Here is a 26280-nt window from a genome sequence, read left to right on the forward strand (position 1 = left end):
CGGGCCTCACATATAGTCACTTATGTACATCACGATAGTCGGACGCAAGAGAGTAAAGTTGGCCGACTTGTGAGTAAAGCGTAATTGTTGATGTTATTTATGTTTGGTTTATATTTCGGTCAAGGAAATACAGGTAATCGTCATGACAGAAACTAAGCAAGTAATTGATATATATGATAATAGTTTCTGGATTACCGAAGTGATAGTACAAGTAGTTGATAGTTTGATCATTTGTAGAATCGGTTATGTGTTTATGACGGTATATTCTTCAAACGATAAAAAAACCCGATAGTCTTGAACCAAAGTGGATGACTATCGGGTTCCTCAATATTGGGATATCAAAGAAAAGCAGTGGCATTAACTCAGACTACGACTTGGCAAGAAAGTTCTTCGTGATAAGAAAAAAAATCAGATTTTTTTTCAGTTTGGTGAAAATAACATTTTTTGCACAAATCAACCGAGTCCACTGCGGCTAATAATCAACGGCGATTTTTACCACAATAAAGCAAAGGGGGAAGTTCGATTATTGTAGCAGTTGGTGTTCCTTCACGTATGCTTCGAAGTCTGTACAGCCACCAATATGCTTCTCGTCAACGAAAATCTGTGGAACCGTTTCTACGGGTTTGCCAACCGTTTTTTCCAGATCAGCTTTAGTAATACCTTCTGCGTGAATATCAACATAACGGAAATCAAAGTCATCACGTTGCTCTTTCAGTCGTTCCGCCAGCTCTTTCGCGCGGACACAGTATGGGCAGCCAGGACGACCGAAAATCACAGTAAACATATACACTCCTCTTGGTTATATTAAAATAATGCGGTTTGATGTGTTGTTCATGCCTATTTGAACGCTACTATGCCTGCATAGATTTGTAAAAAAAAGCAGAAATTGCCTTTTGTTTTAATTCAACATACCAATTTTGGTAACAGAGTTTTCGGTAGTATAATGCAGCATCAGGTTGTTAAAGAGGGTGTGATGAAAAGTCGTCAAAGCAGTATGAGTTCATTGGCAGATATGCCAAAACAGGTTATCCTGCTAGAAATTATCGGTATTGGCTGCTTGCTTCTAGCATATTTGACTATTAATGATATTGTCGTCTTAACAGATTTACTAATGACGCCAGAAGCACATGTTGTTATGATTTTCACCGGCGTGGGTTGTTTGGTCCCCGCTGCGGTTAATATCATTTGGCGTGCAGTGTGTGGTCTCTCTTTTCTGGGAATTGATCATAAAAAAGAGAGTAAAAATAAGGCAGAAGGTAGTGATAACGGTAGATAAAAATAATTTATCAGTTATTGGTGATAGCGCGATAAAGAATTATTTCGTAAGCTATAGCGCTTTTTCATTTTCCGTTGTATGGGGTTGTTAGATGAGTTCACTTGTCATTCCTGACTTATCGGTATTGCGTGAGTGGTTGGATCAGCTCAAAATTTCCTACTTTGAGTGCGATTCATGCCAAGCGCTGCATCTACCTCATATGCAGAATATTGATGGTTTATTTGATGCCAAAATTGATCTGTTAGACAATGTAATCTTGTTTTCTGCATTGGCTGAAGTTAAACCAACCGCCATTATTCCTCTGATGGCTAATCTAAGCCAGATTAATGCCAGTTCCCTGACAATCAAGGCTTTTCTTGATATTCAGGATGAAAATTTACCGAAACTGGTGGTGTGTCAATCTTTCCTTATTTCAGCCGGGCTGACTTTTTCCCAGTTTTCTCATTTCTTGCAACAAAGCGAAGAGCAGATTGCAGGTGTGATTTTTGAAATTCACAGTAATAACTTGCTGTATATTAATCGTGATATCGAAATTGAGGGTGACATTGAAGAGGAAGAAGAAGCACAAACTTCTGCTAAAGCGCCGACTTTTACTTTGCACTAATATTTCCAACACGGTTATCCTACAATGCAATGTACGCATTATTCTGCGGGGCATTGTCACTCTTGTCAGTGGCTTGAAAAACCCTATTCTAAGCAGTTAGAAGATAAACAGCAGAATTTAAAACAGTTATTATCTCAAACCCTTGTGAATCAATGGTTACCTCCAATCGCCAGCCAATCAGACGCTTTTCGTAACAAAGCCAAAATGGTCGTCAGTGGCAGTGTAGAACGTCCATTACTAGGTATGCTGTATCGTGATGGCACGGCGGTTGATCTGTGTAATTGTCCCCTCTATCCAGCACATTTTCAGCCTGTATTCGATGTTGTTAAATCGTTCATTGCTTATGCCGGGTTGACGCCGTATAACGTTGCTCGTAAGCGGGGTGAACTAAAATATTTGTTGCTGACAGAAAGCCGTCATAGCGGTGAAATGATGTTGCGTTTTGTACTGCGTTCTGAAACGAAAATTGCTCAATTGGAGCGTTCCTTGCCCCGGTTGCTTGAGCAATTGCCACAGCTTACGGTGATCTCTGCTAATATTCAGCCGATCCATATGGCGATCTTAGAGGGAGAAACAGAGATCCTATTTACTGAGCAAAAAGCGCTCAAGGAACAGTTCAATGGTATTCCTCTTTACATTCGTCCACATAGTTTTTTCCAGACTAACCCGAACATGGCTTCTGAATTGTATGCAACAGCAGGGCGTTGGGTTCGTGAATTGAAAATCAGTAGCATGTGGGATCTATTTTGTGGTGTTGGGGGTTTTGGTCTGCATTGCGTAGATAAAAACACCTGTTTAACCGGAATCGAAATCAGCCCCGAAGCCATTGATTGTGCCCGTGATTCGGCAAAAATACTGGGTTTGGAAAATATCGAGTTTCAAGCTTTGGACTCGACAAATTTCGCCGTGGCGAAAGAGCAAATTCCGCAATTGGTTTTGGTAAACCCACCTCGTCGGGGAATTGGTAAAGCGTTGTGCGATTATCTCAGTAAAATGGCGCCGGATTATATTCTTTATTCAAGCTGTAACGCTCAGACAATGGCGAAAGATATTGCGGCACTAGCCAACTATCGTGTAGAAAAGACACAGTTGTTTGATATGTTTCCCCATACCGAGCATTACGAAGTTTTAACGTTATTGAGGTTAAGTTACGATTAAATAACGAAAGAATATGTGGGGAATGGGGGTTCTAGAAGAACCGCCCATCCCATTTAGTTATGGCGCTCAAAAGCGAGTGCACGGCGTTCAATCATTCGCATCAGTAAAGTCAGGATTCCGTTAACACATAGATAAATCACCCCTGCGGCGATAAAAACCATCACATCATAATTACGGCCGAATAGCAGCTGACTGTATCCCATGACTTCCAGCAAAGTAATCGTACTTGCGAGAGAGGTACTTTTGAAAATCAATACAACTTCGTTGGAATAGGAAGATAACGCCCGTTTAAAAGCATAGGGCAGCAATATCCGCATAGATTGTGCTTTAGACATGCCCAACGCTTGACAGGATTGCCACTGACCAGCAGGAATTGCCTTTACCGCGCCGTGGAATAGCAGAGTAGAATATGCCGCACTGTTAAGCGCCAGTGCTACCATTGCACACAGCCAGGGCTCAGACAGTAATTGCCAAAGCCACGGGTACGCTTTTATGGATGGAAATTGCCCCGGTCCGTAGTAAATCAGGAAGAACTGCACTAGCAAAGGCGTACCGGTGAACAGAGTAATATAGGTTTTTACCAGTTGTGTCAGTACCGGCAATTTCATGGTCAGAACCATAGTGAACAGGGCGGACATCATGAAAGCAACAAAAAGCGCTGTGACGGTCAGGCTCAGACTGGTTGTCAACCCCGGTAAAATTTGTTGAATATACTCAAGCATCAGGGAACACTCCGATCAAAGCGAGTGGTACGCATCTCAATTTTCTTCAAAATAAACTGACTGATCAGAGTAATAGCCAGATAGATAAGCGCCACGATCATATACCAGGTAAAAGGTTCTTGAGTGCGTGTGGCAATACTTTTGGTTTGCTGCATCAGCTCATTCACACTAATAAGCGATACCAATGCGGTATCTTTCAACAAAACTAACCATTGGTTGCCGAGCCCCGGTAGAGCATGTCGCCACATTTGGGGCATGATCAGGCGGAAAAATATTTCAGTGCGACCAAGACCTAATGCTTGACCGGCTTCCCATTGGCCGACAGGAATGGCTTTTATCGCACCACGGAGTGTCTGGGATGCATAGGCAGAGTAGAGCAGGGAAAGTGCAATGACGCCACAAAGAAATGGACTGACATAAAAGTTTTGAATCTCTATCTGAACTCTGGGATGCCAGAAGATAAGATAAACATCAAAGCCATCAGCCAGTATCAGGAGAAGTTGTGACGCGCCGGAGTAGACGAACAGCACGACCAAAATTTCCGGCAATCCTCTGAACAGAGTGACCCAACAGGTGCCAAGTATGGCAAAGGGTTTCCAACGGGCTGATTCCCAGGCGGCAAATAGCATGGCTAAAATCAGACCAAGCACTAATGCAGACACGGCAAGGCCGACGGTGATGCCGGCGGCGCTTGTTAGAGATTGGAATTCATTCATGGAGATTCAGCGACTTATTTAAACCATTTTTTATAGATGATGTCATAAGTACCATCTCGTTTGATGTCGGCAAGTGCTTTATTAAATTTATCTTGTAGCGCTTTGTTACCCTTACGAACGGCAATCCCTAAACCGATGCCAAAGTAATTTTTGTCGGTGACTTTGTTACCGATGGTATTTAAATTTTCATTCTTTTTCAGCCACTCGTTAACAACGGCAGTGTCACCGAAAACGGCGTCCAGACGGCCATTTTTCAGATCCAGAATCGCATTTTGATAGCTGTCATAAGGAACGGTTTTAATCTCTTTTCGTTGTTCCATCAGATACTTCTGGTGAGTTGTACCATTCTGGATACCTACAAGTTTGCCTTTCAGCTCTGCTACGCTGGAGACTTTACCTTTAACGGAAATAAAAACCGCTGAGTTGTCGTAATAAGTGTTAGTAAAATCAACCTGCTTTTGGCGCTCAGGAGTGATATCAATACCGGCGGCTAAAGCGTCGAAGCGACGGAATTTCAGACTGGGGATCAGGCTATCAAAGGATTGGTTAGTGAAGGTACATGTTGCATTAATTTTCTCACAGAGAGCATTGGCCAAATCGACATCAAAACCCTGAATTTTATTATTTGCATCGATGAACTCAAATGGAGGATAAGTGGCTTCTGTGGCAAAACGAATGGTCTCTTTTTCCGTGGCGGTTGCAGATAAAGTTACTGTGCCTAAGAGGGCTGCAAAAAGTAGTTTTTTCATCGCTATATCCTATTAATAGTTAGTGTGATAGATAATTAGCAAAGGCTTTGGTTTGTGGTTGGGTAAAATGGCCGATATCACCTTGTTCTACAATGCGGCCGTTTTCCATATATACGACACGGCTCGCGGCCTTGCGGGCGATTTCCACTTCATGGGTAACGATAATCTGTGTAATGCCCGTTGCAGATAATTCATGGATGATATTGACAACCTGTGCTGTAATTTCTGGGTCCAATGCTGCCGTTGGTTCATCAAATAATAAAACCTGAGGTTCCATCATTAATGCGCGTGCGATAGCAACCCGTTGCTGTTGTCCTCCAGATAAATGTTGTGGGAAGCGGCCAGCAAAATCATCTAAGCGCAAACGGGAAAGAAGCTTATTCGCTTTTTCCTGTGCCTGTTGCCTGGATAAATTCAACACGCGACAGGGTGCTTCGATCAGGTTATCCATAACGGTAAGATGGGGCCACAAGTGATATTGCTGAAAAACCATACCTACATTCTGGCGTAGAGAACGAATCTCCTTTGTTCCTGGTGTTTGTTCGAAATCGAATTGATGATTAGCTATATGTAACTGGCCGGATCGTGGTATTTCCAGCAGGTTTAATACTCGCAACAGCGTACTTTTACCGGCACCGCTTGGCCCTAGCAAAACCATTGTTTCCCCTAGAGAACACTCAAGATTAATATCAAACAGTGCTTGATGGACACCGTAATAGCAATCAATGCTTTTTAATTGAATACTCATGCTTTTATTCTGAATAGTCAGTGATTTATTTCGATGCTAAACCCGTTAGCATAATTATGCAACATCTTATGCACAGAATATTATTAATTGATATTTCAATTACATGCCTGATTAACGTGCTCTATTCTCTCCTTGTGTGATTTATCAACAAAAGCTTATTTATTCTGTTGCCATACTGTGGGAGGATGAATCGACCACAGTGAGTAAGCATATAGGGCAAGCAGCGGCAGCGGACGACTTATGACAAATGAAGCGTCCGAACCGTTATTGATGACATCAAGTATTAATTGTGGCTCAAATTCTGGTTAAGTAAAGAATGCCATCAGTAAGGGCGCTAACAAACTCAGTATAAAACCGTGAACTATTGCTGCTGGAACAATACTGACTCCACCACACCGTTGTAATACTGGCAAGACAAAATCCATCGAGGTTGCACCGCTTAATCCTAGAGCGCTTGAACGATATCGATTGATTAGAACTGGAATTAACATAATTGCCGCCAGTTCGCGCACCAGATCATTAAAGAATGCGGCACTGCCGATTACTGGCCCGTAAGCGTCGGAAAGTAAGATGCCAGAAAGGGAATACCAGCCGTAACCAGAAGCTAATGCTAAACCTGTTTTCACTGGAAGTCCGAGAATAAGTGCTGCAATTGTACCGCCGATAAGCGCGCTGACAGCAATGATAATCGCAATAATGGCACCACGGCGGTTTAGTAATATCTGTTTCAGGCTCATACCGCTGTTGCGTAATTGAATACCGACGAATAGCAGTAAAACGATTAAGGCGATTTTACTGGCAGGATTGGAGAAGCGTAGCCATGACCAGCCAGTGAGCCCAAGCAGGAAACCTAAAATCAGCACACCACATAATTTCAGTGATTCGAAGATCATATGTAAACGGGAAGGCGGTTTTTCCTGTTTATGTGGACTAACAATCCAAGGATCGCGTTTTTCAAGCAGGAATAACGCTAGCATATTAGCTGTAAAAATACATAAAAAAAATGTTATTGCATATTGAAAGATAGAGAAGAGGTTGCGGCCTAAATCGTCCAACAAAGCCAAGCTGATCCCCATTAAAAACAGGATGATATAAACCATCGCGTTAAGAAGGCGATGAATAGCATTTAACAATGCCTTATTATTCAAATGGATAAGATAGCCTAGCGTTAACGGCAAAAGAATGATCAGCAGCCCAGAGTACATAATTAACATCCTGTAAAACAGTTAATGTCTTTTTATCCAAATCTAGTATAAAAATCGGTTGTAAAGACTTTCAAAAATGGTTGTAAAAACCATGAAAATAAAAGATATCAATTTTTTTACATTAAGAGAATAGTCAGGATAGAGAGAAGTATGCTGTTGCTCAAAGAATTTTTTATTCTTAAGGTGGAGTGTTATTAAAAACGTTTAATGTGTATAAAACGTAAAAGGAACAGTATCTATCTAGAATGAGTGAAAGTCCTTAGTCTTCGTGGTATTGCAAGAAATAAGTTTTTACCATTTCTTTGAATTCAATGCTTAATATGGTGATATTTAAATGAATTTTATTCGTTCGAAACGTCGATGGGTTGTGTTGTTAGCTATTGTGGCAGTTATCACATTGGTTCTGGGGTATTTTCTACATGGGACGGAAGCGATTAAATATCAAACAGTTCCTGCCATTAAAGGTGATTTGGAAAAGAATGTATTGGCAACAGGGAAACTGGATGCAGTCAGAAAAGTAGATGTTGGCGCACAGGTAAGTGGTCAGTTGCAGAATTTGTATGTTGAGGTGGGTGATAAGGTGACAAAAGGCCAGTTATTGGCATTGATTGATCCTAAGCCAGCGCAAAACCAGGTTAAAGAAGTTGAAGCCACGATCAGAGAGTTGAATGCTGATCTGATAGAAGCCAGGGCACAATTGAAATTGGCGCGGCTTACATTACAGCGTCAGAACAATCTGGCAAAAGTGCAGGCGGTCTCGCTCCAGGAATTGGATCAGGCTAAAACGGATGTTGAAGTGAAAAGAGCGAAGGTAGAAACTTTATTGGCGCAAATCAGTAAAAATCAGGCCAGCCTTGATACTGCTGAGACGAATTTGCAATATACCCGGATTACCGCACCAATGGATGGTATCGTTGTCAATATCAAAACGCTTCAGGGGCAAACAGTCATTGCGGCACAGGAAGCCCCGACCATTCTGACGCTGGCTGATTTGGGCACGATGTTGGTAAAAGCAGAAGTATCAGAGGCAGATGTTATTTACCTGAAACCGGGTCAGAAAGCTTCTTTTACCGTATTAGGCGCCCCGGATAAAAATTTTCCAGGGGTGTTGAAAGATATTTTGCCGACGCCAGAAAAGATTAATGATGCAATTTTCTTCTATGCCCGTTTCGAGGTGGCTAATCCTCAGCAACTTTTGCGTTTGCAAATGACCGCCCAGGTGAAAATTCAACTCGATTCCCATCGTGATGTGTTAACGATCCCGATCTCGGCTCTGGGTAAACAGATTACGCCAACTCGCTATGAGGTGGATATCCTGAATGGAGATAAAGAAGAGAAACGAGAAGTGACCATTGGCGTACGCAATGATGTGAATGTACAAATTCTGTCTGGTCTGAAAGAGCATGAGCAGGTGATTACTGGTCTTAGTGATGCAGCAGGGGATGAGTAATGAATGCGTTACTTGAGCTGAAAGGTATAGAGCGCAGCTATCCCGCGGGTGAGCAACAGGTAAAAGTACTGGATGATGTCACCTTGTCTATTTACGCCGGTGAGATGGTTGCGATTATCGGTGCGTCAGGCTCGGGTAAATCGACACTGATGAATATTCTTGGGTGTCTTGATCAACCTAGTAATGGTGAATACCGGGTCGCGGGACAGAATGTTGCTGAATTGAGTAATGATGAATTGGCCGCACTGAGACGGGAGCATTTTGGCTTTATTTTTCAGCGTTATCATTTACTGACTCATTTAACTGCTGAACAGAATGTGGAAATTCCCGCTATTTACGCAGGAGCCGCTAAAGCAGCACGTCGCCAGAGAGCAATAGAGTTGCTTGGTCGTTTAGGGCTTGAAGAGCGAATCGACTATCAGCCGGGGCAGCTCTCTGGTGGGCAGCAGCAGAGGGTCAGTATCGCCAGGGCGTTGATGAATGGTGGTCAAGTCATTTTGGCTGATGAACCAACCGGAGCGTTGGATAGCCATTCTGGCGAAGAGGTGATGGCAATCCTCAAACAATTGTGTGAACAGGGGCATACCGTCATTATTGTCACTCATGATCCGAAAATTGCGGCGCAGGCACAGAGGATTATTGAGATCAAAGATGGTCGCATTATGAGTGATTCTGGCACGCAAGTGAGTAGAAAAGTCACTAAGGCCCCGTCATTAACATCAAAAATATCGTCGATACGCCAGACCCTTGGGCGGTTTAATGAAGCCTTATTCATGGCATGGCGGGCGATGGTTGCCAACAAGATGCGAACTTTACTAACCATGTTAGGGATTATCATTGGTATTGCTTCCGTTGTGACTATTTTGGTTATCGGAGATGCGGCTAGGGCATCGGTGTTATCTGATATTAAAGAGATTGCGACCAACACTATTGATATTTATCCGGGAGAAGATTTTGGCCTTGATGATCCGGTCAATATGCAAGCGCTGAAAATAGAGGATGCCGACGCGATTAAAGCGCAGCCCTATATTCTGGCGGTTTCACCAGAAATCGAGGGACAAATGCGCCTTCGTAAAGGGAACATTGATGTAGCTTCGAGGGTGACTGGCGTGGGTGATGAGTTTTTTCAAGTTTATGCTCTGCGCTTTTCCCAAGGGATGGGATTCTCATTGGATATGATACGCCGTCAGGGGCAAGTTGTGGTGATTGATAAAAATACCCAGCGCAAGCTGTTTCCTCACCAGAAAAATGTGATTGGAGATGTGATCCTGGTGGGTAATATGCCGGCCACAATTGTGGGAGTGGTATCTGATAAGAGAGCGACATTTGGCAGTAGCAAATCATTGCATGTCTGGTTGCCTCATAGCACGATGACCAGCCGTCTGGTGAACCGAAATTATCTGGATTCGATTACTGTCAGAATAAAGGATGGTTATAACTCTAAGGATATAGAAAAGAAGATTGTTCAATTGCTCACTTTACGCCACGGGAAAAAGGATATTTTCACCTATAACGTGGACATGATGGTAAAAACGGCGGAAAAAACAGCCCATACTTTACAACTATTTTTGACGATGGTGGCGGTAATTTCGCTGATAGTTGGCGGTATTGGCGTGATGAATATTATGTTAGTTTCGGTGACTGAACGTACAAGAGAGATCGGTATCCGTATGGCAGTAGGCGCCAGAACCAGTGATGTGATGCAGCAGTTTCTGATAGAAGCTATTTTGGTTTGTCTGGTTGGCGGTGTTTTGGGCATTGCACTCTCTTATACGATTGCATTGATTGCACAACTGGCGCTGCCTGGTTGGCATTTTGTCTTCCAGCCGATAGCCTTACTCAGTGCTTTCGCCTGTTCTACCGCAATTGGCGTGATATTTGGGTTTCTACCTGCCCGTAATGCTGCTCGACTTGATCCGATAGAAGCGTTGGCAAGAGAATAAGTGGAAATGAAATACGTTACGCCGCAGGCAATGACCAGCGGCGTGTGAATAATACCTGGTTATGACCCACAGGCCAGGCTATTTAGCCTTTGGGTTCGTTTTTAAGGGGAACAATAATACTGGCATGATTTCCCTTTGGGCCTTGGTGAACGCTGAAATTCACCTTCTGGCCCGCTTTCAGCGTCCGGTAACCGTCCATCTGAATGGTTGAGTAATGAGCGAATATATCTTCTCCGCCGCTTGCCGGGCAAATAAACCCAAAGCCCTTCGCATTATTGAACCACTTAACAGTACCTGTCTCCATACTTCTACATCCCTCGTTTAATAATTTCGGTTGAGATGAGCCATTAATATAACAGTCGTAAACAATCACATGTAAACAGCGACATTATCTATGTTTGTTCACAAAACATACTGTAGTAAAAATCAAATTCTCGTCAAGCACAGAACAAATGTCTGGTTGTTTTGAATGACTAAAGTTTGATATAGATAACGATATGAGTTTCGTTCATTCACTTTTATGCCGAGTTTTCATAGGGGAATAGTCTGTGGTAAAAGGAGTTGCCCAGAGAATGATAAGATAAATGGCAACATAATTTATTTGCTGGTAGTAGCTGGTATTAGAGGTTAATCCTGTTGGGAAAATAATGAGCGAGTATCATAATAGTTTGAAAAGTAAGGAATCTGTTAAGGATGAACGACAGCAAAAATTGCAGCCGCCGTCAATGTATCAGGTCATTCTTAACAATGATGATTACACTCCGATGGAGTTTGTAGTTGACGTATTACGAAAGTTCTTTTCTTATGATATTGAACGGGCAACGCAGTTAATGTTGGATGTCCACTATCAAGGGAAGGCTGTTTGTGGAGTTTATACTGCTGAGGTGGCAGAAACTAAAGCGGCTCAGGTAAATATGTATGCCAGGGAGCACGGGCATCCATTACTTTGTACGCTGGAAAAAATCTGACCAGGTATACTGATTTTAGGGGGAGGTGCCTATGCTCAACCAAGAGCTTGAACTTAGTCTTAATATTGCCTTTGCTAAAGCACGGGATAACAGACACGAGTTTATGACTGTGGAGCACCTATTGCTGGCGTTGTTAAGCAATTCATCAGCGCGTGAAGCATTGGAAGCCTGCAAGGTCAATCTGGCTCAATTGCGTAAGGAGCTGGAGAATTTTATTTCACAAACGACACCGTTGTTACCTGAAAATGATGAGCGGGAGACTCAGCCGACGTTGAGTTTTCAACGTGTTCTTCAACGCGCGGTATTTCATGTTCAATCCTCTGGGCGTTCAGAAGTTTCCGGTGCTAATGTGCTGGTGGCTATCTTTAGCGAACAGGAGTCTCAGGCTGCTTATTTGCTGCGTAAACATGATGTTAGTCGTCTGGATGTGGTTAATTTCATTTCTCACGGAACGCAAAAAGAGGACACTGAATCGGATCATCAGGAGACAGGCTCGCAATCTGCGGAAGAACACTCTACAGGTGAGGATCGGTTGGAAAATTTCACAACTAATCTGAATCAACTCGCTCAAAGAGGGCAGATTGATCCATTGATTGGCCGCCAGGATGAGTTGGAAAGAACAATCCAGGTGTTGTGTCGTCGTCGGAAAAACAACCCATTGTTAGTCGGCGAGTCGGGGGTCGGTAAGACCGCCATTGCAGAAGGGTTGGCATGGCGGATTGTGCAAAAAGATGTACCGGAGGTGATGGCTAATTGTACGATTTATTCGCTGGATATTGGTTCATTACTGGCGGGAACTAAATATCGTGGTGATTTTGAGAAGCGCTTCAAAGCATTGTTAAAAACCCTTGAGCAGGATAAGAAAAGTATTCTATTTATAGATGAAATCCATACCATTATCGGTGCGGGCGCCGCGTCAGGGGGGCAGGTCGATGCGGCTAATCTGATTAAGCCATTGTTATCTAGTGGTCGTATTAGAGTGATTGGTTCTACGACCTATCATGAGTTCAGTAATATTTTTGAAAAAGATCGGGCGTTAGCGCGTCGTTTTCAGAAGATTGATATTGTTGAGCCTTCACCCGAAGAGACGGTACAGATTATTAAAGGGTTGCGGCCAAAGTATGAGGCGCACCATGATGTACGTTATACCACGAAAGCGATCCGCGCCGCGGTTGATTTATCAGTGAAATACATTACTGATCGCCATTTACCGGATAAAGCGATCGATGTGATTGATGAAGCCGGGGCGCGTACCCGTCTGGTGCCGATTAGTCGCCGTAAAAAAACGATTAATGTGTCGGATATTGAATTCGTCGTTGCCCGGATTGCCCGTATCCCTGAAAAAACCGTTTCTGCCAGTGATAAAGATGTCTTAAGAACACTGGATGAGCGGCTGAAAATGTTGGTATTTGGTCAGGATACCGCGATTGCGGCATTGACCGAGGCCATTAAGATGAGTCGTGCAGGGTTGGGGCAGGATAATAAACCGGTGGGTTCTTTCCTGCTTGCAGGTCCGACAGGCGTGGGGAAAACGGAAGTCACCGTACAGCTTGCTAAGGTGCTGAATATCAAATTATTGCGTTTTGATATGTCAGAATATATGGAGCGCCATACAGTAAGCCGTTTAATTGGGGCGCCACCGGGATATGTTGGTTTTGATCAAGGAGGATTGCTTACAGATGCGGTGATTAAACATCCTCATTCAGTATTACTGCTTGATGAGATTGAAAAAGCACATCCAGATGTATTTAACCTGTTATTGCAAGTCATGGATAACGGTACTTTGACTGATAACAACGGCCGTAAAGCGGATTTTCGTAACGTCATTTTAGTCATGACAACCAATGCGGGAGTACGTGAAACACAGCGCAAGTCCATTGGATTTAAGCAGCAAGATAACAGTTCTGATGCAATGGAAGAGATTAAGAAAGTGTTTACACCGGAATTCCGTAACCGTCTTGATGGCATCATCTGGTTTAATACGCTTTCTATCGAGGTTATTCAACAGGTAGTTGATAAGTTCATTGTCGCCCTGCAAGCACAATTGGATGAAAAAGGCGTTTCGTTGGAGGTCAGTGCGGATGCTCGTCAATGGTTATGTGACAAAGGCTATGATAAAGCAATGGGTGCTCGACCAATGGCGCGGGTTATTCAGGATAGCTTGAAAAAACCGTTGGCAAATGAACTTCTGTTCGGCTCATTAGTTCACGGTGGCTCAGTAAGTATTGGCCTGGATAAGGTAAGACGCGTACTGACCTACGATTTCAGCAGTGCTTATAAGCAGAAGCCGGAAGATGTAGTGCACTAATAAAGAGTGACACCACAGGTGAATACAACGTTGTTAGATACAAAGTTGCTACCTGTGGTGTAATACCTGATAAACGGTAATGAATCAGCGGCTACGGAAGACGATACGGCCTTTGCTCAGGTCATATGGGGTCAGCTCAACTGTAACCTTGTCGCCTGTCAGGATGCGGATGTAGTTTTTACGCATTTTACCTGAGATGTGAGCAGTGACTACGTGCCCGTTTTCTAACTCAACGCGGAACATAGTGTTTGGTAGCGTGTCTAGCACGGTACCTTGCATTTCAATATTGTCTTCTTTGGCCATCTAATCCTCTAAGTTTAATAACCATCGTTTTTAACGGGCAAGATAATGCCGAAAAACCCTCATTATGTAAAGGAATGTTGTATTTTAACCCGTTATTTTGCAAATGGTGCATGGTGATATTTACGTTATAATCAACATGAATCGGTCAAATGTTGATTATAATTCCAGTACTTGTTGTGACCAGCAACCGAGTCTTAATGACCGATTTCTGAATTGATAAAGATGCTGAATAAATTCTTCCCTGGAGATCTCTTTTGCACCTAGTGACGCAGTGTGATGGTTAAGCACTTGGCAATCCAGTAGTTCACCACCGTGTCGCAGAAAATGGTGATAGAAAGCAATGAACGCACATTTGGATGCATTTTCCATTCTGCTAAACATAGACTCACCACAGAATAGTGTGCCAACGCTAACACCATACAAGCCACCAACAATCCGCTCATTGTGCCAGACTTCTATTGAGTGCGCTTGTCCTGTTTGATGCAATTTCTGATAACCTTGTTGGATATCCCGGCCTATCCATGTTCCTTCCTGCCGTTGAGCGCAGAAATAAACCACCTGTTCAAAGGCATGATTCACCGTAATACGGTATGGATGATTGCGCAAAAACCGGCGTAATGTTCGGCCGATATGCAATTCACCGGGAATGATTACCGCACGTGGATCGGGAGACCACCAAAGTGGCACTTCACTGGGTAAAAACCAAGGGAAAATGCCTTGATGGTAAGCCGCATTTAATCGTTTGGCGGATAAATCCCCTCCTACCGCCAGTAGGCCATTAGGCTCCGTTAATGCTTCTTTCGGGTGAGGGAAATCATATGAATCATCATTCAGTTGAATTATTGGCATCGTGTGTTACTGCTCCGGTTCAAGACGAATCTGATGTTGCCGTTGATGAAATTGATAATAGCGACCTTGCTGGGTCAGTAATTCATCATGTTGCCCTTGTTCAATAATGGTGCCGCCATCCATGACGTAAATACGATCCATATGATCAAGTCCGTACAGACGGTGGGTGACAATAATTAATGACTTATGCTGACAATGCTGACGCAGTAAAGACAGAATTTGCTGTTCAGTGTCCGCATCGAGTCCTTCCGTAGGTTCATCCAGCAACATCAGTGGTGCCGAGTGCAATAACGCTCTGGCAATCCCCAAGCGACGCTGTTCACCACCTGATAACTGACGACCACCTTCGCCCATCCAGCAGTTTAGCCCCTCATCGGTTTCCAGTAGATTGTTTAAACCTACCTGTTTCAGCACAGTTTCCAGTTCATTATCGGCTGCATTTGGTTTTGCCAGTAATAAATTCTGACGCAAAGTATGACTGAACACATGCACTCGTTGTGGAACAACCGATATCATACTGCGCAGAGTTGATTCGTCATAAGCAGTAATGGGATGTTGATTCAGACAGATTGTGCCTGAATCAACATCCCAGGCGCGGGTCAGTAATTGTAGTAAGGTAGATTTACCACAACCGGTTTTGCCTAACAGCGCGATATGTTCTCCCGCTTTCAAGCAGAGAGAAATGTTTTTCAGGACGGCTATTGGCTGATCAGGATAGGTGAAACTGATATTTTTGATATCAATGCTGGCTTGTGCCGAACTTTCCGGCCCTGATGCAGGAAATGTGATTTCCGGTTCTTGTTGCATCAATTGAGAAACATGGGTTGCAGAGGTAATGACTTGCCCTAGATGTTGGAATGCAACTGTGACAGGCCCCAGGCTTTCAAACGCGGCAAGAGAACAGAAGACAAACAGTGCAATTAATGCTCCCGGCTGGCTGTTGCCTCCCACGCCGTTAGCTGCCAGCCATAAGATCAATGTGACAGTCATACCGGTGGCGAAAATCATGATTGCCTGTGACAAACCGGTCAGATTGGCTTGCTGTTGTTGACGTCTTAACCAATGTGACTCAATATCGGCCATTGACTTGCGAAAACGGCCAACCGCACCGAATACCATCAATTCAGCTTGCCCTTGCAACGCCGCTGTAAGTTGGGTGCGGTATTGACCACGCAGAATAGTCAGATCGCGGCCGACGGATTTACCTGCGTTATAAAATACCAATGGCAGTAGGATCAACAGCGTCAGCATAATACCGCCAAGAGTATAGGCTAATGTGAGATCCAAAAAACCAAGACCGAAAGTGATAACTATAATAACGATAAAAGCTGATAATATCGGCGAAATCACCCGTAAATAGAGGTGATCCAATGTTTCAACGTCAGCGACTAGCCGGTTTAATAATTCGCCCTGACGAAAACGAGCCATTCCTCCCGGTGAGAGTGGCAAAATTTTCTGAAAGGCAAAAACCCGTAAATGTGCCAATACCCGGAAAGTGGCGTCATGGCTAACCAACCGTTCAGCATAGCGTCCGGCAGTTCGAAGAATGGCAGAGCCACGGACACCCGCGGCCGGTAGCATATAGTTGAAGGTATAACCGGCAAAACCTGCTAGTGCTGCGCCAGCAAGGAACCAGCCAGAGAGGGTCAGTAAACTTATACTGGCGAGTAGCGTAACAACGGCCAGAACCATGCCTAAACTGATAAGAAACCAATGACGACGATAGAGCGCCAGAAAAGGAAGCAATACCCGCATAACTACAGCTCCTCACTTCGATGGGATAACAGGCGGGTGAATACCCCTTGAGATTGGCTTAGCGTCTGGTAATCTCCCTGTTCAATAATCCCCCCCTTTTGCATGACCCAAATCTGATCATATTCCAGCGTTTCTTCCAATTGATGGGTAACTAGCAGGGTCGTCTGATGATGAGATGCCTGATTGAGTGTTGCCATCACCTGTTGTTCGCTATGCGCATCCAGGCTGGCACTAGGCTCATCCAGTAATAATAACCGGCAAGGTTTCAATAGGGCACGGGCAACCGCGATACGTTGGGCCTGACCAACGGATAATCGTGCTGCATTATCACCGATAATGGTATTCAGCCCATCGGGTAAATCGTGAATAAATTCGGTGACGTATGCTTGCTCCATAACCTGATGGATTTGTTGTTGATTGGCATTAGGTTGGTTCAGACGAATATTATCAAGCAAAGTCTGTTCAGGCAGATGTGGATTTTGTCCAACCCAACTCAGTTGGTTACGCCATCTCTGTAGATCCAACTCACGCAGCTCAGCGCCATTAATTTGTATTGAGCCACGATAGGGCAGGAACCCTAACAGTAAATTCAACAGGGAGCTTTTACCTGCTCCGCTTGGACCAACTAATGCCACCCGCTGATTTTTCTCTATAGTAAAATTCAACGGGCCAGCAAGCCGGTTGCCATCGTGGGCCAGAATTTCCAGATTATTAGCAATGATGGTTAACGAATCTTGGGTATTTAGCGTTTTATCACCACCGGTAGGTGCATGTTCGCTATCACTGCTCAGTAAAGTCACTAATGCTTCTGCGGCACCGACCGCCTGTGCTTTGGCGTGATAGTAAGTGCCCAGATCGCGCAATGGCTGGAAAAATTCCGGTGCGAGGGTTAACACCAGAAAACCGGCAAACAGGGTAACGCCCATCCCGTAACTGCCAAAATTAAGCTCCCCTAGATAGGAGAAACCGAAATAGACAGCCACAATAGCAATAGAAATGGCAGCAAAGAATTCCAGCACTGCGGAAGAAAGGAACGCTAATCTCAGCACTTCCATTGTCCTGCGACGGAAATTTTCGGTGGATTCGCTGATTTGTTGTGCTTCTGCATTGCCACGATAAAACAGGCGCAGCGTTTCCAGCCCGCGTAGTCGATCCAGGAAATTACCGCTTAACCGTCCTAGCGCGACAAAATTACGCCGATTAGCGTCTGCGGCGCCTAAACCAACCAGTGCCATAAACAGGGGAATCAGCGGAGCCGTCGCGAATAAAATTAACCCGGCAGCCCAGTTAACAGGGAATAGGGTGATCAGGATAAGAATCGGGATCATGACGGCAAGAGACATCTGCGGCAGATAGCGGGAGTAATAATCCTGCATATCTTCTATTTGCTCAAGAATGATAGTAGCCCAGCTACCGGCTGGTTTGCCTTTAACCCACACCGGGCCAAGTTGTTCAAGCTTATCCAATACCATAGCGCGGATTTTTTGACGCACGACTTTGCCACAGATAAAGCCTATTCGTTCCCGAATAGCGCTGATGATGGCCCGTAGAGCAAAGATGGTTGCTAACAACCAAAATTCATTCGAGATGTGCTCGCGCGGAAGGTTATCCATGATTAAAGCTTGCAGAATTGAGGCAAGTAACCAGGCTTGAGTGATAATCAACAATCCACTGATTAAGCCGAGTAACATGGACAGGCGGAGCCAGCGTTGGGCTGGGGCACTTTGCTGTTTCAGCCAGCGAACCAATTCGTACTGTCTTGTTTTGTCCATAGAAAAAAATTCTAATCTAGCAGGTGAGGGTAATGGCGTACCAAAAGGCTGGACATATCCTATGTGTCAGCATCCTGCCGATATGTTACATGTTAAAAGGCGCTACCGAAATAGCGCCTTGAAAGAAAAAGAATTTATTTAGCGGCTAGCCCATCCAGGAAACGTTCTGCGTCAAGGGCTGCCATACAACCTGTACCGGCGGATGTAATTGCCTGACGGTAGGTATGATCCATAACGTCACCGGCGGCGAATACACCGGGAATTGAAGTCTGAGTGGCGTTACCCTGCAAACCGGATTGAACTTTAATGTAACCATTATCCAGTTCTAATTGGCCTTCAAAGATAGCGGTATTGGGAGTATGGCCGATAGCAATGAATGTGCCGGTAACCGCTAATTCTTCTGTAGCGCCGCTTTTGGTATCGCGTAGGCGAACACCGGTAACGCCCATATCATCACCGAGTACTTCATCCAGAATACGATCGGTGTGCAGGATGATATTGCCATTTTTTACTTTATCCATTAGGCGACCGATTAGGATCTTCTCTGAACGGAAAGTATCACGGCGATGAATTAGGTGAACTTCTGCTGCAATATTTGCCAGATATAAGGCTTCTTCTACGGCGGTGTTACCGCCGCCGACAACGGCGACTTTCTGGTTACGGTAAAAGAAACCATCACAGGTTGCACAAGCTGAAATACCACGTCCTTTGAATGCCTCTTCAGAAGGTAAACCTAAATAACGGGCGGAAGCACCTGTTGCGATAATCAGTGCGTCACAGGTATATTCTTGTTCATCACCATAAAGGCGTAAAGGCCGGTTTTGCAGATCAACTTTTTGAATATGGTCAGAAATGATTTCGGTTTGGAATTTTTCAGCATGTTGATGCATGCGTTCCATTAACCCTGGGCCGGTCAGACCGTCAGGATCGCCAGGCCAGTTTTCGACCTCGGTGGTGGTAGTCAACTGACCGCCTCTTTCAACCCCGGTAATAAGAACCGGATGTAAATTTGCTCGGGCAGCGTAAACCGCGGCAGTATAGCCTGCTGGACCGGAGCCAAGAATAATGAGTTTGTGGTGTTTGACGGCGCTCATGAATACCTCATTTCCATTTATCACCTAATCGAATATCGAGCGATTGTAGGAGAAATAGGAGGGTAAAAAAAGCTAAAAGACTCATGTTACTAACGATTTTACCGATAGATATTAACTAATAATGATTTTAACCTGAGAAAAGTGTTCTTTTAGTGCTGTTTGTATTTCATTTGTTCGTTTTCAATTAATGGTAGACTATCGAAACGATTAACTGAAAATTTGTTCCACAGGTTGTTCTGATTTTTGCTCATTTACTTTGACAATCGGCTGTGCATTTGCGAAAACATCACTGTAAGAGATAATTATCCACCTCGCTAAATTCGTTTCCATAAAAATCGACATGCGGATAATCCTCTTTTGTGTAGCATTAAAAAAATGGCCTGTGAGTTGCTTTACGCTGATAGAGCGAGGCTTTAACTTTAAGACATCTTTTCCAACTCAAACTCAGAGAGATAGGGGAAAATGTTATGGGTGTAGGAAAATAAAGAGAGATCAACAAGATGATAGATAATAAAAAACGTCCGGGAAAAGATCTTGATCGCATAGATCGTAATATCCTAAATGAGCTACAAAAAGATGGGCGAATTTCTAACGTAGAACTGTCCAAACGGGTAGGTTTGTCTCCAACCCCGTGCCTGGAGCGTGTTCGTCGTCTGGAACGTCAAGGGTTTATTACTGGATACACGGCATTGCTGAATCCTCACTATTTGGATGCATCTTTGCTGGTATTTGTTGAAATTACTTTAAACCGTGGTGCTCCAGATGTTTTTGAACAATTCAATGCTGCTGTACAAAAATTGGAAGAGATTCAGGAATGTCACTTGGTTTCCGGTGATTTCGACTATCTGTTAAAAACCCGCGTACCAGACATGTCAGCTTACCGTAAGTTGCTAGGCGAAACTTTGTTGCGTTTGCCAGGTGTTAATGACACCCGCACATATGTTGTAATGGAAGAAGTTAAGCAGAGCAACCGTCTGGTCATTAAGACGCGCTAAAATCTTACCAAAAATGTACAGGTGCAAAACTGGAAAAACTTAGGTACACTCCTGTTTATGCATACAGTTTCAACGCTGAGCTATCTCGGCGTTGTTCCGTTAAATCAATTGTTCCGTTAAATCAACAGGAAACCTGGAGAGCCTTTCTTGAGCCAGGAATATACAGAAGATAAAAATATTAAGTTAAAGAGACTGAGTAGTGGACGCAGGCTGTTAGAAGCTGTGTTGCTTGTTATTGTCATCCTGGCGGCTTATCTGATGGTCGCGCTTGTCAGTTTTAATCCTTCTGATCCCAGTTGGTCTCAGACTGCATGGCATGAACCGGTGCATAATTTGGGTGGCGGAGTTGGCGCATGGCTGGCCGATACGCTGTTTTCTGCATTTGGTATTCTAGCTTATGCCATTCCCCCGGTGATGATATTGGGTTGTTGGACTGCTTTTAGGCAACATGATGACCGGGAGTATGTCGATTTCTTCGCGCTGGCTTTGCGCGTTATTGGCGCATTGGCAATCGTCTTAACTTCATGTGGATTAGCGGCGCTGAATGTTGACGATCTCCATTACTTTGCTTCCGGCGGGATTATTGGCAGTCTGTTTAGCAGCGCAATGTTGCCTTGGTTTAATGAATTGGGCGCGACTTTAGTCTTGCTGTGTATTTGGGCGATTGGATTTACGCTATTTACTGGCTGGTCATGGTTGACTATTGCTGAAAAAACAGGGGCAGTGATTCTGGGGGCAATAGGATTTATTACCAACCGCAGCCGTAATGAACAAGAATATACGCCATACGATGAAACGGCTATTGCGCGGGAAGATCTCGCCTATGATAAAACAGAACCTGAATTCACAGCGGCTGATATTGATCATGATGATGTGCTATTTACAGCACCTTCAGCAGCAGAGTTAGCAAAAACTGAACTGGACGAACCAGAATCAGTGAAAACAGAAATCGAACAAGAACAGCCAACGGATATTCCTACCATTAATATGGCTGATATTGATGTTGAACCTAAAATTCTGGTCAATAGATCTGATGATATTGAACAGTCTCAGACATTAGTGGAAGAGAGTGAAAAGAATAATAACGACGAACCTGTTCGTTATACATTTGAAATTCCTGCTGAGTACCATTTTGAACCTATATCTGAATCTAACCGTCAAGCGACGCCAACATTTGAATCTGTCGAAAGTAGCCAAAACAGCAGTAATACTTTCACTTTCATGCCTGAAACAGAGCCAAAAAATACAGAGCAAAAAAATGTTATGGCAGCAACCGCCGCAACGGTTATAACGGGTAACTCTCAGGTTAAACAAGGAATCGGGCCAGAACTACCTCGTCCTAATCCTGTCCGTATTCCAACCCGCCGTGAACTGTATGGAATCAAAGTTCCTTCACAACGTCTTGCAGAACAGCAGCGTGAGTATGAGATCAAACAGCAAGTAGATGGATCGGAGGATGATATTGATGTTGATGAACAGCAAGAAGTGTTGCTGCGTCAGCAATTTCTTGAGCAACAGCGCGAGCGTTATCGTATTACGACGGATACAGAAAAACAGGTCTCAATTCAGCCTCAAATAAGACAGAATTTATTTGAGCCGGAAAATCGGCCTTCGGTGGAAGAACAGGCTCAAACAGCGACAGAGATTGTTAAACAGACAGTTGAGCAGTCGCAACATAAGCGTTATCAAGAGCAAAGTCGCCAAGAGAAAAAAGAGCTCTCGGCTCTGGAGAGTTTATCGATTTTAAATAACTTCTCGCCGGTTGAAGATTTAGTTGAAAAGGAGCCAACAGAGCCGCTGTTTATGCCTTCTGTTCAATCCGCGCCGAAAAATCAATCAGAATGGCTCACAGAAATTGCTTTTGCGTCAGCGCCTGTACACAATACTGCGCAGCAACCGCAGCAACCGCAGCAACCGCAGCAACCGCAGCAAAATAGCTTATTTCATCCATTTTTGGTTCGTAACGATCAACCGTTGCCAAAACCAACGACACCAATGCCTTCGCTCGAACTGTTAACCAGTCCTTTAGCAGAAGAAGAACCCGTTGATATGTTTGCCCTTGAGCAAACGTCCCGTTTGATTGAAGCGCGTCTGAGTGATTATCGAGTTAAAGCTGATGTCGTCGGTTTCTCACCCGGTCCGGTGATTACCCGGTTTGAACTGGATTTAGCTCCGGGTGTTAAAGCAGCACGTATTTCCAATTTATCAAGAGACTTAGCACGTTCTCTATCTGCGGTCGCTGTGCGTATTGTTGAAGTGATTCCGGGTAAACCTTATGTTGGTTTAGAATTGCCGAATAAAAAACGTCAGACGGTCTATTTGCGTGAAGTATTGGATTGTGAAAAGTTCCGTGATAATCCATCGCCACTAACAATTGTATTGGGTAAAGATATTGGTGGTCAGCCGGTTGTCGCTGATTTAGGTAAAATGCCGCACTTGCTGGTGGCGGGTACAACCGGTTCGGGTAAATCTGTTGGCGTCAACGCCATGATCCTCAGCATTCTCTATAAAGCGAAACCAGAGGATGTGCGCTTTATTATGATTGACCCGAAAATGTTGGAGTTATCGGTTTATGAAGGCATTCCGCATCTGTTAACCGAAGTTGTTACTGATATGAAAGATGCTGCTAATGCACTGCGCTGGTGCGTTAGTGAAATGGAGCGCCGTTATAAACTGATGTCCGCATTAGGGGTACGTAATCTGGCGGGTTATAACGAAAAGGTTAAACAGGCAGAAGAGATGGGACGCCCAATCCCTCACCCATTCTGGAAGCCCGGTGACAGCATGGATATTACTCATCCAGTACTGAAAAAAGAGCCATACATCGTTGTCATGGTCGATGAATTTGCTGACTTAATGATGACTGTCGGTAAAAAAGTTGAAGAGCTGATTGCACGATTAGCGCAGAAAGCGCGTGCTGCCGGTATCCATTTGGTTCTGGCGACCCAACGTCCATCGGTCGATATTATTACCGGTTTGATTAAAGCGAATATTCCGACACGTATTGCTTTTACCGTTTCCAGCAAAATTGATTCCCGCACCATCCTTGATCAAGGCGGCGCTGAATCTCTATTAGGAATGGGGGATATGCTTTATCTGGCGCCAAACTCCTCGATTCCGGTGCGTGTTCATGGCGCCTTTGTTCGGGATCAGGAAGTTCATGAAGTGGTGAATGATTGGAAAGCCCGCGGTCGTCCAGAGTATGTTGACAGCATTCTCAGTGGTGGTGATGATGCTGAGGGTGGCCTGGGCTTTGATAGTGATGAAGAGCTAGACGCCCTGTTTGATCAGGCAGTTCAATTCGTAACGGAAAAACGACGAGTTTCGATTTCTGGCGTCCAGCGTCAATTCCGTATTGGTTATAACCGAGCGGCGCGTATTGTGGAACAGATGGAGGCGCAACAGATTGTCAGTGCTCCAGGTCATAATGGTAATCGTGAAGTATTGGCCCCGCCGCCACATGAGAGCTGATAATGAATATTGAACGTTGAAGACTCTGATAATAAATCACTTAAGTAATAACGTTGAGAAAGAAGTAATAACGCTGAGAAAGGTATCTCTTACATGAAAAAGCTGATATTGATTGGTTGTTTAATGGCTGGCATGAATATCAATGCGGCATGGGCAAATGCCAGTCAGAATTTGCAGGAGCGTTTGGGTAAAGTAAACAGTTTTCATGCCAGCTTTACTCAGACAGTCACCAGTGATGATGGGGCGACAATTCAGGAAGGTGAAGGGCAGTTGTGGGTTAAACGACCAAACCTATTTAACTGGCACATGATATCCCCTGATGAAAGCGTCTTGGTATCGGACGGTAAAACATTGTGGTTCTATAATCCATTTGTTGAGCAGGTAACGGCTAATTGGTTGAAAGATGCCACAGGTAACACGCCGTTTATGTTAATTACTCGTAACGATGCTAAAGATTGGTCTCAATATAAAATTAGCCAGCAAGGAAATGATTTTGAACTGACGCCGAATAATGTCGCTGGCAATCTGAAACGCTTCTCGATTACCGTCACGGCTGACGGCACTATCCAAAAATTTTCTGCCATAGAACAGGATGGACAAAAGAGTGCTTATCAATTAAAAGGGCAGCAAAATACCCATGTGGATGCGGCAAAGTTCAGTTTTACGCTACCGAAAGGCGTTACGTTGGATGATCAGCGCCAGTGAGGTTTAAGTGAACAACCTGTCACTCGATTTTTCACAAAATGAATTCCAGCCATTGGCCGCGCGTATGCGGCCAATGGCATTAGAGCAATATATCGGCCAGCAGCATTTACTGGCAGAAGGAAAACCACTTCCAAGGGCTATCCGGGCTGGACAACTTCACTCCATGATTTTATGGGGGCCGCCGGGGACAGGCAAAACAACATTAGCTGAAATTATTGGGCATTATGCTCAAGCTGATGTTGAACGGATATCTGCGGTCACTTCCGGCATCAAAGAGATACGTGAATCGATTGAAAAGGCGCGTCAAAACCGGAATGCAGGGCGTAGAACTATCCTGTTTGTTGATGAAGTACATCGTTTTAACAAAAGCCAACAGGATGCTTTTCTGCCACACATTGAAGATGGCACGATCACCTTTATCGGTGCGACAACAGAAAACCCCTCTTTTGAACTGAATTCCGCATTACTTTCACGGGCACGGGTCTATCTGCTTAAATCATTGACAACAGAAGAGATTGAGCAAGTACTTGATCAGGCAATGAATGATAAAGAGCACGGTTATCATGGACAGAATATCATTTTGCCTGAAAATACCCGTCACATGATTGCGGAGCTGGTTTCCGGCGATGCCCGTCGTTCATTGAATTTGCTGGAAATGATGGCGGATATGGCAGAAACCAATGCTCAGGGACAGAGGGTTTTGACACCGGCGCTATTGAAAGAGGTCAGTGGAGAGCGAAGTGCTCGTTTTGATAATAAAGGTGATCGTTATTACGATTTGATTTCAGCACTGCATAAATCCGTTCGTGGTTCTGCACCTGACGCTGCGCTTTACTGGTATGCCCGGATCATTACCGCCGGTGGTGATCCGTTATATGTTGCCCGCCGTTTATTGGCTATTGCTTCCGAAGATGTTGGTAATGCCGATCCTCGGGGAATGCAGGTAGCCATTGCTGCGTGGGATTGTTTTACGCGCGTTGGGCCGGCAGAAGGTGAAAGAGCGATTGCCCAAGCTATTGTTTATCTTGCTTGCGCACCGAAAAGTAACGCGGTTTATACCGCGTTTAAGGCAGCGATGGCTGATGCGCAGGAGAAACCTGACTATGATGTTCCTGCACATTTGCGCAATGCACCGACAACATTGATGAAAGGGATGGGGCTTGGCGAAGAATATCGTTATGCTCATGATGAACCTAATGCTTACGCGGGGGGTGAAGTTTATTTTCCACCTGAGATGCGGGAAACCCGCTATTATCATCCGGCTAACCGAGGGTTAGAAAGTAAAATAGGCGATAAACTCGCCTGGCTTGCTGAACAGGATCAAAATAGCCCGATAAAACGCTATCGCTAACGTTATTGTTGCGGTAAGGTTGACGGGTAAAAATACCTTATGGCCCATCAACTTGTGTGGGCTTATTCATATCATCTATACCCTATGGATTTCAAGATGCATCGCGACGGCAAGGGAGCGAATCCCCGGGAGCATAGA

Annotated in this window: 23 protein-coding genes; 11 read left to right on the plus strand and 12 right to left on the minus strand. The window is 44.3% G+C overall.

What is annotated here, in order from left to right:
* Positions 1 to 523: 523 nt before the first annotated feature.
* On the minus strand, positions 524 to 784 hold the full coding sequence (locus BA1DRAFT_RS13515; protein WP_011145878.1) for a GrxA family glutaredoxin: 261 nt from the start codon (positions 782 to 784) through the stop codon (positions 524 to 526).
* A 159-nt stretch (positions 785 to 943) separates the two neighbouring features.
* Here BA1DRAFT_RS13515 and BA1DRAFT_RS13520 point away from each other — a divergent pair, with 159 nt between their 5' ends.
* The 3 genes from BA1DRAFT_RS13520 (at position 944) to rlmC (ending at position 3038) form a co-directional block, all read left to right on the plus strand.
* Positions 944 to 1276: a YbjC family protein gene (locus BA1DRAFT_RS13520; RefSeq protein WP_235201103.1), complete on the plus strand. Its 333-nt coding sequence runs from the start codon at positions 944 to 946 to the stop codon at positions 1274 to 1276.
* 91 nt (positions 1277 to 1367) lie between these two features.
* A complete protein-coding gene (locus tag BA1DRAFT_RS13525; protein ID WP_036780044.1) occupies positions 1368 to 1880 on the plus strand; it encodes a type III secretion system chaperone family protein in 513 nt (170 codons plus the stop codon).
* A gap of 24 nt (positions 1881 to 1904) precedes the next feature.
* Positions 1905 to 3038 carry a 23S rRNA (uracil(747)-C(5))-methyltransferase RlmC gene (gene rlmC, locus BA1DRAFT_RS13530; protein WP_036780045.1) on the plus strand — a complete coding sequence of 378 codons (1134 nt, stop codon included), beginning with the start codon at positions 1905 to 1907 and terminating at the stop codon, positions 3036 to 3038.
* A gap of 53 nt (positions 3039 to 3091) precedes the next feature.
* On the opposite strand, the gene artM is transcribed toward rlmC, so the two are convergent.
* The 5 genes from artM to BA1DRAFT_RS13555 form a co-directional block, all read right to left on the minus strand.
* The gene (gene artM / locus BA1DRAFT_RS13535; protein ID WP_036780047.1) at positions 3092 to 3760 is read right to left on the minus strand and encodes an arginine ABC transporter permease ArtM; all 669 of its coding nucleotides are present in this window, start codon (positions 3758 to 3760) and stop codon (positions 3092 to 3094) included.
* Positions 3760 to 4476 (minus strand): arginine ABC transporter permease ArtQ, encoded by a 717-nt coding sequence (gene artQ / locus BA1DRAFT_RS13540; RefSeq protein WP_036780049.1) that lies wholly within the window; start codon positions 4474 to 4476, stop codon positions 3760 to 3762. Before artQ ends, artM begins: the two co-directional genes overlap by 1 nt.
* Positions 4477 to 4490: 14 nt before the next feature.
* Positions 4491 to 5225, minus strand: a complete 735-nt coding sequence (gene artJ / locus BA1DRAFT_RS13545; protein ID WP_036780051.1) for an arginine ABC transporter substrate-binding protein — start codon at positions 5223 to 5225, stop codon at positions 4491 to 4493.
* Between the two features lie 19 nt (positions 5226 to 5244).
* The gene (gene artP, locus BA1DRAFT_RS13550) at positions 5245 to 5973 is read right to left on the minus strand and encodes an arginine ABC transporter ATP-binding protein ArtP (protein ID WP_036780054.1); all 729 of its coding nucleotides are present in this window, start codon (positions 5971 to 5973) and stop codon (positions 5245 to 5247) included.
* 305 nt (positions 5974 to 6278) lie between these two features.
* Positions 6279 to 7178: a LysO family transporter gene (locus tag BA1DRAFT_RS13555; RefSeq protein ID WP_036780057.1), complete on the minus strand. Its 900-nt coding sequence runs from the start codon at positions 7176 to 7178 to the stop codon at positions 6279 to 6281.
* A 334-nt stretch (positions 7179 to 7512) separates the two neighbouring features.
* Here BA1DRAFT_RS13555 and macA point away from each other — a divergent pair, with 334 nt between their 5' ends.
* Positions 7513 to 8628 carry a macrolide transporter subunit MacA gene (gene macA, locus BA1DRAFT_RS13560; protein ID WP_036780060.1) on the plus strand — a complete coding sequence of 372 codons (1116 nt, stop codon included), beginning with the start codon at positions 7513 to 7515 and terminating at the stop codon, positions 8626 to 8628.
* Complete coding sequence (gene macB / locus BA1DRAFT_RS13565) at positions 8628 to 10571, plus strand: macrolide ABC transporter ATP-binding protein/permease MacB (RefSeq protein ID WP_036780063.1); 1944 nt, start codon at positions 8628 to 8630, stop codon at positions 10569 to 10571. Before macA ends, macB begins: the two co-directional genes overlap by 1 nt.
* Before the next feature lie 82 nt (positions 10572 to 10653).
* Here macB and cspD read toward each other — a convergent pair whose 3' ends face one another.
* Positions 10654 to 10875 (minus strand): cold shock-like protein CspD, encoded by a 222-nt coding sequence (gene cspD / locus BA1DRAFT_RS13570; RefSeq protein ID WP_036780066.1) that lies wholly within the window; start codon positions 10873 to 10875, stop codon positions 10654 to 10656.
* A 343-nt stretch (positions 10876 to 11218) separates the two neighbouring features.
* Here cspD and clpS point away from each other — a divergent pair, with 343 nt between their 5' ends.
* Positions 11219 to 11539 (plus strand): ATP-dependent Clp protease adapter ClpS, encoded by a 321-nt coding sequence (gene clpS, locus BA1DRAFT_RS13575; protein ID WP_036780068.1) that lies wholly within the window; start codon positions 11219 to 11221, stop codon positions 11537 to 11539.
* Between the two features lie 31 nt (positions 11540 to 11570).
* A complete protein-coding gene (gene clpA / locus BA1DRAFT_RS13580) occupies positions 11571 to 13847 on the plus strand; it encodes an ATP-dependent Clp protease ATP-binding subunit ClpA (protein WP_036780070.1) in 2277 nt (758 codons plus the stop codon).
* Between the two features lie 84 nt (positions 13848 to 13931).
* Here clpA and infA read toward each other — a convergent pair whose 3' ends face one another.
* The 5 genes from infA to trxB all read right to left on the minus strand — a co-directional run bounded on the left by infA (position 13932) and on the right by trxB (position 19620).
* The gene (gene infA / locus BA1DRAFT_RS13585; RefSeq protein ID WP_002211347.1) at positions 13932 to 14150 is read right to left on the minus strand and encodes a translation initiation factor IF-1; all 219 of its coding nucleotides are present in this window, start codon (positions 14148 to 14150) and stop codon (positions 13932 to 13934) included.
* Positions 14151 to 14306: 156 nt separating this feature from the next.
* On the minus strand, positions 14307 to 14999 hold the full coding sequence (gene aat, locus BA1DRAFT_RS13590) for a leucyl/phenylalanyl-tRNA--protein transferase (protein ID WP_036780073.1): 693 nt from the start codon (positions 14997 to 14999) through the stop codon (positions 14307 to 14309).
* Positions 15000 to 15005: 6 nt separating this feature from the next.
* Complete coding sequence (gene cydC, locus BA1DRAFT_RS13595; protein WP_036780076.1) at positions 15006 to 16754, minus strand: heme ABC transporter ATP-binding protein/permease CydC; 1749 nt, start codon at positions 16752 to 16754, stop codon at positions 15006 to 15008.
* Between the two features lie 2 nt (positions 16755 to 16756).
* Complete coding sequence (cydD, locus tag BA1DRAFT_RS13600; protein ID WP_036780078.1) at positions 16757 to 18526, minus strand: heme ABC transporter permease/ATP-binding protein CydD; 1770 nt, start codon at positions 18524 to 18526, stop codon at positions 16757 to 16759.
* Positions 18527 to 18660: 134 nt separating this feature from the next.
* Entirely contained in the window at positions 18661 to 19620 is a 960-nt protein-coding gene (gene trxB / locus BA1DRAFT_RS13605) for a thioredoxin-disulfide reductase (protein WP_036780081.1), read from the minus strand.
* Between the two features lie 500 nt (positions 19621 to 20120).
* Between trxB and lrp the strand changes: the two genes are divergently transcribed.
* The 4 genes from lrp (at position 20121) to BA1DRAFT_RS13625 (ending at position 26142) form a co-directional block, all read left to right on the plus strand.
* Positions 20121 to 20615, plus strand: coding sequence for a leucine-responsive transcriptional regulator Lrp (gene lrp, locus BA1DRAFT_RS13610; protein WP_011145896.1), 495 nt, complete (start codon positions 20121 to 20123; stop codon positions 20613 to 20615).
* A 147-nt stretch (positions 20616 to 20762) separates the two neighbouring features.
* Positions 20763 to 24086 (plus strand): DNA translocase FtsK 4TM domain-containing protein, encoded by a 3324-nt coding sequence (locus BA1DRAFT_RS13615; RefSeq protein WP_036780083.1) that lies wholly within the window; start codon positions 20763 to 20765, stop codon positions 24084 to 24086.
* Positions 24087 to 24179: 93 nt separating this feature from the next.
* The gene (gene lolA, locus BA1DRAFT_RS13620; protein WP_036780086.1) at positions 24180 to 24791 is read left to right on the plus strand and encodes an outer membrane lipoprotein periplasmic chaperone LolA; all 612 of its coding nucleotides are present in this window, start codon (positions 24180 to 24182) and stop codon (positions 24789 to 24791) included.
* 7 nt (positions 24792 to 24798) lie between these two features.
* Positions 24799 to 26142: a replication-associated recombination protein A gene (locus BA1DRAFT_RS13625; RefSeq protein ID WP_036780088.1), complete on the plus strand. Its 1344-nt coding sequence runs from the start codon at positions 24799 to 24801 to the stop codon at positions 26140 to 26142.
* Positions 26143 to 26280 lie beyond the last annotated feature (138 nt).

Source organism: Photorhabdus aegyptia, assembly GCF_000612035.1.
In the GTDB taxonomy this organism is placed as follows: Bacteria; Pseudomonadota; Gammaproteobacteria; order Enterobacterales; family Enterobacteriaceae; genus Photorhabdus; species Photorhabdus akhurstii.